The sequence below is a fragment of the Pedobacter westerhofensis genome (genome assembly GCF_900182595.1).
In the GTDB taxonomy this organism is placed as follows: domain Bacteria; phylum Bacteroidota; class Bacteroidia; order Sphingobacteriales; family Sphingobacteriaceae; genus Pedobacter; species Pedobacter westerhofensis.
The window spans coordinates 319739-327357 of sequence record NZ_FXTN01000009.1 but is presented as its reverse complement, the minus strand read 5'-3'; the positions used below and the strand labels follow the sequence as shown (position 1 = coordinate 327357).

Sequence of the window (7619 nt, the reverse complement as noted above, 5' to 3'; positions counted from 1 at the left end):
GGTTTTTTACTGTTCATTGTGTCCATAAGTTTATACTAATTTACTTATTCTTACTCTTGATTATCAAGAGTTGACACAGTTTGATTTACAGTCTCAAATACCCCAGCTTGTTGCTGAGGTAATTTGTTTGTATCTGCTTGTTTTGCAGTAAACGTTATCTATTTAGACATATCGGTATAAATCCCTCTGTCTTGAATATCACCATTCTCATCCAAATAAGTATCATGGTACCGATTATCCTCCAAAAGTGTCTTAAGAGGATTTTCTCTCGTGGCATTCACTTGAATTAACAATGGCTTTAGATCAGTCGAGATATCCAACAGTTCGCGTTGGTACTGTGAATAAAGTTCTTCACCAGCCTCAATCTGGGATTTATAATGAATCACTCTTAAATTGAAATCCACAGTTCCATCTTTAGACTTTTCAAGATAATCGAGATGACTAGCCATATCATAGTCAATATAACGTCTTTGCTCTGTGAGCTTCTCTCTTGCCTCTAAGAACTGATCAGCAAGTTTTTTTATATCATCCATAATTTATATTTGATTATTATTATCCTCGGTCTGGAATGAATTCAGCTCCTAATAATTCTGTTGTATTTTGTAATGCGTCATTGAGCGCTTTGACATAAATTTCATTTGCATCTCCACCTTCTAATTTAGCTATAATTCTTGCGCTAAGCTTCATCGATTCTGATATTAATGATTGAATGTGAATATGGACAGGTTCATTATTTTTACTGGGCTGTTCAACATTTTGTTCTGACATATGATTACTTTAAGGTTAAGTGACTAAATTAATCAGAAATTAAACCATAATATATTTTTTCTAACCTCATTTTTCCACAATACGGGATTCCGTAAAAGGCATATACCAGTCTTTGACTTGTGTTACATACCTGGTTAAATCACAACAACTTACTACTTTAATCGTAAGCTAATGCTATTCAGAGGAATAAATGAAGAAAATATTCTTATCACAAGTATCTGCGGTGGAATCTTGAGTTTGACCAATTTTGGAGCTGAGGATGATTTAAACGAACCCTTTATACGGCTTTTAATGCTGGTAAAGACAGTTAATGAGGAAAATGTTCTTGTGAAAGAGGGATTGCATTTTGAAGGGGTTTGAGAGCAAGAGGGCTTCTATCGAACTCCCATTCATTTTAATCTTGGATAAGTTTGACGATATTATTAATCTTGAATGAATTAATGATTCAGCGTTAAGATCTATAGTTTTAACACTATTAATTGTAAATTTGAATATCACCTGTGTGCAAAAATAAATGTGAATAGCTTAGTTAAATCAAATTTATCGCAAATAAAGATTTTAATGGCGAAACATGGTGTCATCAGAGCTCATTTATTTGGCAGTGCTGCAAACGGAATCATGACAGATGATAGTGACATTAACTTCATGGTAAGTTTTAAACTTGATCTTAATTACACAGAGTATGGTGATAATTATTTTCAACTGATGTATGCCCTTCAAAGCCTTCTTAAAAAAAATGTAGATCTAGTAGCAGAAGAAACTATCCCCCCATCTACTTCAAAAAATAAACGAGCAAAAGATTGCTGTTTTATGACCACAGAAGAAAAGAAACTCTTAACGGATATTCTTGTAGGTATTTCGTCCATTGATGACCATCTTGAAGGACGTAGAATACTTGAAGAATAAAACAAAAGAAGAGTTATTGCAAAGAGATTGAAATTATTAGCGAAGCCGCAAACAAATTATTGAGAAATTAATTCCATATTGAAATTTCATTTGCAGAACAGACAATAGGTCTCAACATAAAGACATCTATCCATACAATAATGACTTAAGATTATTATTTCAAATGTGATTATGCTTACCTAACTCTGATAAAGAATAAGACTCTTATGTAGATGAGAATTAGTGAATATCTAATGTGGTTCATATTGTAAATAAAAGATTATCATAATGAAAATAATAATAACACTCTCAATCGGGGCATTATTCGCCTCCTGTTCTCAAAGTAACCCTAATAATATTTTAGACACGGTGATTACCACTGTAAATACTGATAGTATAAAAAGAGCCGCAAAGTTCCAAAGCACTTCCGAGATTGCTTACGGGAAGGTGAAGTTCGGGATCACTAAGAAAGCCTATGACAAGTTAATGCCTGAAATGTCAAACAAAATTGGAGCATATGACTATATGTTCTTGCCTCAATATGATAAACAGGGTAAGTTGATGGGTATATTTATTCAAAGTTATAAGGAAACAGCTAACTACATTGATAACAAGCTTACGGATGAACTCAATAATCTCAGGGATGTGATCAAAGCAAAGTACGAAGATCCTACTATAGATCATGGTAAACCTGAATTCTTCAATTTTAAACCAGGTATGGTTCAATATCAATATGACTGGGAGCTTGGCAGCAAGATGATCACCATAGGCCTATGCGAGGAAGAAGGTGGGTCGGAATATAGAGCCGTATGTTACATCTATAATGACACCATGATGCAGGCTTTCAAAGATAGTGAATCAAAAAAGAGCGAACAAGTAAAGAAAGCAGCTGCGAATAATTTTTAGTAGTATGCATTTATCGTTAAAATAAATATTTAAAATTTTATTTTAACGACTGCTTTTCATAACTTGAGGTTGTTATTTTTCAGATTGCAAAACATGGGGTTATCTGTCCCTTTTATAGATTAATGGCAATTGGTACTTTTATTGAAACACAGTGTGTATAACTATTGTTAAATAATGTAAAAATTATTTGTAAAGCCAAATGATTCCATATATTTAAAAAATATAGCAACGACTAAAGACGGAGCAGAGGGAAAATACATCGGATGGTGTATTTTTTTATTAGATATTTTTTATACTAATAAAAATTCCTACTTTTGCCGCCCGCCAAAAAAAACGCAAATAACGAACTTACAACATCGTAATATGGCAAACATAAAGATTCCTGAAAGACATCTATCCGGGATTGAGCATATAAGTTTATTGGATGAAAAAGATATTAAACTTGTTTATAAAGTACTTGAATCTCTTCCCATTGGCATAGGTCATCGACAGTATATAAAGTTATTTGACGACAACACTAAGTTCGATAATAATATATCTGTAGCAGAGGCTATCTTTAGTTTTTCTGGACTTTTGACTGATAAACAATATAATATTGAGGAGCTCTCTGCTGAAATTACAGAAGCTTTTACTCAATTGAAGGGAACAGATTTAAATTTGAAGCAGGCCAATAAATTACGGGGTAGAATTTCTGAGGTTTTAAAACGTAGTAAGATTTTGAAATCAACATTTGAAGCTCACAGAATAATTTTCGATTCTAACAAAGTTTATATTAATTCCGAGATTAACACAGATATTAATATGATTTATGATAAGGATTCTAATAACAATATTCAATACGGTGTTTTAATGCACAAATTGCGACTAGTATTAAGTGATGATTCTGATGGAATTATTGTTGCCTTAGATCGAGAAGATCTAGGTAAATTGAAAGCTCAGATAGAACTCGCATTAGATGAAAATGAGCAGATCAGAAATACATACAAAGATTTAATAAATTTCATTGAAATAGCAAATTGATATGAAACATTTAACATTTGACCCGAAAAGTTTTTTAAAAACAACAAAGCACACTGACACACAAGATAGCGACACTCAGTCAAAAGTTAGCGCACGGGCTTGGTATGACAGAAAATATATTGGCTACGAAATTGCTGAGCTGTCCGAGGCTAAAGATAATAATGAAAAACCTCCGATCACCTTCAAAATTTTAGATAGACAATTTACTATTCATAGCGACTTGTATGATATTGCTGATGAGATAAGAGATTCAAGAAACATTTTGGATTTAAAAGATGGGTGGGATCATAGCACAGGTAAAGCTGTACGACCTGAACTATATTTTAAATGTATAGATTTCTTATTAATGTATACTAACTATATCCATAAAATCTACAACATAGTTATTGACGCACCAGAAATAAACTTAATCCCTAGCGGAAGCATTGATCTATCTTGGAGAACTCAAGGTGCAAGAATGCTTGTTAATTTAAAGTATAAGGATAACGAATTTCTAGCAACATTTTATGGCTATCATAAAAGCAATATGCTCCCTCATGAAGGTTTTATTGACATATTAAAAGTGGACGAAAGCATGGCCGTATGGATGAAACAGTTGAAATAAAAATGCCGGCATGTCCTTGGCCTGTAGAACAAATAGAGGATGAATCTTTTTTATATCGACAAATACCAGTACACACAAGAGTAACAAGCCGTGGAAGAAAATTTCCAGGTGAAGGACATTTTGAACTTAGAGATGGTGAAGAAAGTTTATCATTTAATTGGGATAAGCACGTTGATGTGGCAAAGAACTACATTTTACTCGGACTAACTTTTAACATAAACAATCAATATCTTGAGTATACTGGATATAAGATATTTAAGTATCCCGTTAACTTTTTAAAGACATTGCCCAAATTAGTGTCCTTAGATCATACACCCAATTATTATGGTTCACCATCCCCAAATGGCAAACCAAATAATAGAGCTCATTCCTCATTAGACTGCGGTATTTTTGATGATGGTACTAGAGTTGCTTTAAGTGATTATTGTATTGAAAATATTGAAGAGTCAGAATGTAATTTCAAAATTAAAGCAATTAAAGGGGAAATTGAAGAGCTTAGGGCAAGAGCAAATGAAACCCCTTATCATAAAGAATGGGATTTTACAGAATAAGATCTCTTTAAATAAGTCCTATCCAATTATCGCATACTAGACTTAGGATAATTATTCCGCCCACGACACCGGAGTGAATTGCGATGCAGATCCTTTGTGGCCACAACGGGACATCTGGCCGAATGCAAGATGTCGCATTCTGAGAACATAAATTACTCTTATTACAACATTCATAAGAGTAAAGGCTCAATCTCCCGACGTATTCAAAAACAAAAGTCGATGCAATCTAGCCTTTGCTAATCTTTACAGACACAAGTAAATCAGTTGCCTCAACTTCTAAATATAACGCAATATCGAAAAGCCGCTTTATTGAAGGTTGCACAGAATTAGTACACCAACTGGAAACAGTTTCAGGAGCAATCTTAAGTGCATCAGCTAATTCTTTGTTTGTTTTCTTCTTTTCAGCTAGTACCGATTTAATCCGATTGTATGTTGTTTTACTCATGAGAATTGATGTAAAACAAATATAATATACAGGAATTTATTGCTTTTTAAGTACTAGTAATGTAATATGTCAATTAGATAATGTAATAAATTATTATATTTGTGTTTTACATTATAAATATGTAATTTTATAAAAATTGTTATTTGTTTAAATGTTATAAATTTGCAGTTCTAGTCAAAAATATTAGGATTGCATACGAGCCTCGCAGCTAAATCTGGTAAATTTAATCTCAGCGAGCGTAAGTGTAGCATCCACCACCCTATATCTTAATAGGGCTGGTGCTCGCTTATGTTTTATTGTTGAGAGCCATACCGCAAGGTATGGTGGTTTACCAGAACCAAGCTGCAATAGACTGAGTGAGTTACCAGCCCTATTACTGTAATTTGGTCACCTCTTTATCAAAGGCTCATTTAACTACCTAAATGAGATTTGACATGAAATCAAAAAAGCTATTTCTTACCGAAGAGAATCTGATACTGGCCTTAAAGAATCAGGAGCCAATTGCAATGCGAGCCCTTTATGACATGTATTCCTACAGTCTGGGCGGAGTGATATTCCGAATACTTAATCATACCGAGTTAAGTGAAGATGTGTTGCAGGAAGTTATCCTGAAGATCTGGACTTCAGGAAACCATTATAACCCACGCAGAGGGCGACTGTTCACGTGGATGCTTAATCTCACAAGGAACTACACTTTGGATATATTAAGAACCAAGAGATATAGGAACGGTAGGAAGACTGTTAACATTGACGATTGTCATCCCGCAATTGATAAGCAAAGAAATGTCTACTATAATCCTGAAGCTATTTTGATTAAGGAATTGGTTAATCAATTGAAGCCGGAATTCAATATCCTATTAGAAATGGTTTACTTCAAGGGATACACTCATTTAGAAACTTCTGAAGAACTGAATTTGCCACTTGGTACAGTCAAAACCAGAATCAGGATGGCTATCATGGAATTGAGAACCCAATTTGACTAGGAAATGGAAAAGAACCAAATAACATATCCCAAGACCTTTAAACTAAAGGAACCGATAGCAATCAATGTGATCAATTCACTCTACTGCTATGATCAGGTTAAGTTTTTTGTAGAATTGATTCCTGATTTGATTCAAAAGCACTGCAATTCAGCATTAGCGTCTAAAGACTTAAATAACGTTGGTTGGATCATTAAGACGATGATCAATTTTATCGATTCCACTGAAATGACCGCATTACTTCAGAAATATAGAAACAGTGACTGTGCGCAAATGAAACCTGACACCCCATTAATCGATTCCTTTGATGTTGCAAATCGCTCAGAAATTCTATCAGATCAAATGCTCGACTGGCTAAATAGTTTACCAGCTGATCAACAAAGGAAAATGTATCCAATGTCAGAAATGAAGGAGTTCTTTATATCGGAGTTCTTTTTCAACGAGTTTCTAAAATGGCTTGACCTAGTGGTAACAGACAACAATATCATCTTCGTGGAATTGCTGGATGCCTATTACAGTTGGTTCCCTATCCGACCGCGATAAATAAGTTTGATGAAGAGGAATAAGCCAAAGCAATCACAAGATACTAAACAGAGGTTCTGGTAGACCAGCGACGACTGCGAGTGCCTACCATAAAACAGGCGCTCGTTTAGTCAATTCTTACCCTCTAAAGCAACATGAAATGACACACCTAAAATATCATTTCTTTTCAAGTGAAGGTTCGGCCTTCACTTGAAAAGAAATCGCCGATAGGCTAATTATTCCGCCCACGACTTCGGAGTGATTGCGGTGACCAGATCCGTTTGTCTGACAACGGGACATCTGGCCGAATGCAGGGTGTCGCATTCTAGAACCTTTATAACTCAGCTAAATGTCAAGAACAACAAAACCAAGGGAAATTATACACTGACAGAAACAGCATTCACAAAATAATAAATCCTACATATGACAAAAGATTTAGAAGCAAACTTAGCAGTGAAAGAAGAGAAGTATTTGATCACTATCAAGACCCTGCGCTTAAAAAACTTCAGTAACAACCTCCCCTTTCTAATGCTTTCAGAGAATCTCCCGGAAGGACAGTCTTATCTCGAATTTCCAGATGGAAGTATGATCATCCACGAAATATTTGTTGTAGGCTCCCAAACGGAAACTAGAACGATCAGAAAGCTTACACCAAAAGAAGCTGATCAAATAAGAAATGAATATGGCTTGAATTAATTAAGAAGCGTTCACTGGATTTAACCACGAATGCAAACCGCCATCCTAACCTATCCCCGCTAAATTTCTATAAGGATCATTTGACAGCAGATCTCTAATTTTAGTTACCCAAACGAAAGGAGGAAGAACCAAAGCAAACGAAGAGCAATAAAGGATTTTAGAATAAGCATGCGATATGCTTATAGATTTTTAAAAGGAGGTTGGGATGAAGAGAAAAGTGAGAGTGAAGATTCCTCCAATAA

The 7619-nt window shown here is 34.6% G+C and carries 12 protein-coding genes; 9 read left to right on the top strand and 3 right to left on the bottom strand.

The features are described from left to right. Window positions 1-158 precede the first annotated feature (158 nt). The gene (locus FN831_RS18725; RefSeq protein WP_142529714.1) at window positions 159-533 is read right to left on the bottom strand and encodes a hypothetical protein; all 375 of its coding nucleotides are present in this window, start codon (window positions 531-533) and stop codon (window positions 159-161) included. Window positions 534-552: 19 nt separating this feature from the next. Further along, window positions 553-768: a hypothetical protein gene (locus FN831_RS18720; RefSeq protein ID WP_142529713.1), complete on the bottom strand. Its 216-nt coding sequence runs from the start codon at window positions 766-768 to the stop codon at window positions 553-555. 171 nt (window positions 769-939) lie between these two features. On the opposite strand from FN831_RS18720, the gene FN831_RS18715 reads away from it, so the two are divergent. The 6 genes from FN831_RS18715 to FN831_RS18690 all read left to right on the top strand — a co-directional run bounded on the left by FN831_RS18715 (window position 940) and on the right by FN831_RS18690 (window position 4734). Continuing rightward, window positions 940-1128 carry a hypothetical protein gene (locus FN831_RS18715; protein WP_142529712.1) on the top strand — a complete coding sequence of 63 codons (189 nt, stop codon included), beginning with the start codon at window positions 940-942 and terminating at the stop codon, window positions 1126-1128. Window positions 1129-1284: 156 nt separating this feature from the next. After that, window positions 1285-1674, top strand: a complete 390-nt coding sequence (locus FN831_RS18710) for a nucleotidyltransferase family protein (protein WP_185960535.1) — start codon at window positions 1285-1287, stop codon at window positions 1672-1674. Window positions 1675-1941: 267 nt separating this feature from the next. Further along, on the top strand, window positions 1942-2559 hold the full coding sequence (locus tag FN831_RS18705; RefSeq protein ID WP_142529710.1) for a hypothetical protein: 618 nt from the start codon (window positions 1942-1944) through the stop codon (window positions 2557-2559). A gap of 363 nt (window positions 2560-2922) precedes the next feature. After that, on the top strand, window positions 2923-3579 hold the full coding sequence (locus FN831_RS18700) for a hypothetical protein (RefSeq protein ID WP_142529709.1): 657 nt from the start codon (window positions 2923-2925) through the stop codon (window positions 3577-3579). Window position 3580: 1 nt separating this feature from the next. After that, window positions 3581-4183 carry a hypothetical protein gene (locus FN831_RS18695; RefSeq protein ID WP_142529708.1) on the top strand — a complete coding sequence of 201 codons (603 nt, stop codon included), beginning with the start codon at window positions 3581-3583 and terminating at the stop codon, window positions 4181-4183. Next, window positions 4162-4734 (top strand): hypothetical protein, encoded by a 573-nt coding sequence (locus FN831_RS18690; RefSeq protein ID WP_142529707.1) that lies wholly within the window; start codon window positions 4162-4164, stop codon window positions 4732-4734. Before FN831_RS18695 ends, FN831_RS18690 begins: the two co-directional genes overlap by 22 nt. Window positions 4735-4960: 226 nt before the next feature. Here the strand turns inward: FN831_RS18690 and FN831_RS18685 are convergent, their stop codons facing one another. After that, complete coding sequence (locus FN831_RS18685) at window positions 4961-5179, bottom strand: helix-turn-helix transcriptional regulator (RefSeq protein ID WP_142529706.1); 219 nt, start codon at window positions 5177-5179, stop codon at window positions 4961-4963. Window positions 5180-5613: 434 nt separating this feature from the next. Between FN831_RS18685 and FN831_RS18680 the strand changes: the two genes are divergently transcribed. From FN831_RS18680 to FN831_RS18670, 3 genes are all read left to right on the top strand, one after another. Next, window positions 5614-6162 (top strand): RNA polymerase sigma factor, encoded by a 549-nt coding sequence (locus FN831_RS18680; RefSeq protein ID WP_142529705.1) that lies wholly within the window; start codon window positions 5614-5616, stop codon window positions 6160-6162. A gap of 3 nt (window positions 6163-6165) precedes the next feature. After that, window positions 6166-6702 (top strand): hypothetical protein, encoded by a 537-nt coding sequence (locus FN831_RS18675; RefSeq protein WP_142529704.1) that lies wholly within the window; start codon window positions 6166-6168, stop codon window positions 6700-6702. 402 nt (window positions 6703-7104) lie between these two features. Beyond that, window positions 7105-7377 (top strand): hypothetical protein, encoded by a 273-nt coding sequence (locus FN831_RS18670; RefSeq protein ID WP_142529703.1) that lies wholly within the window; start codon window positions 7105-7107, stop codon window positions 7375-7377. The last annotated feature ends 242 nt before the right edge of the window (window positions 7378-7619 follow it).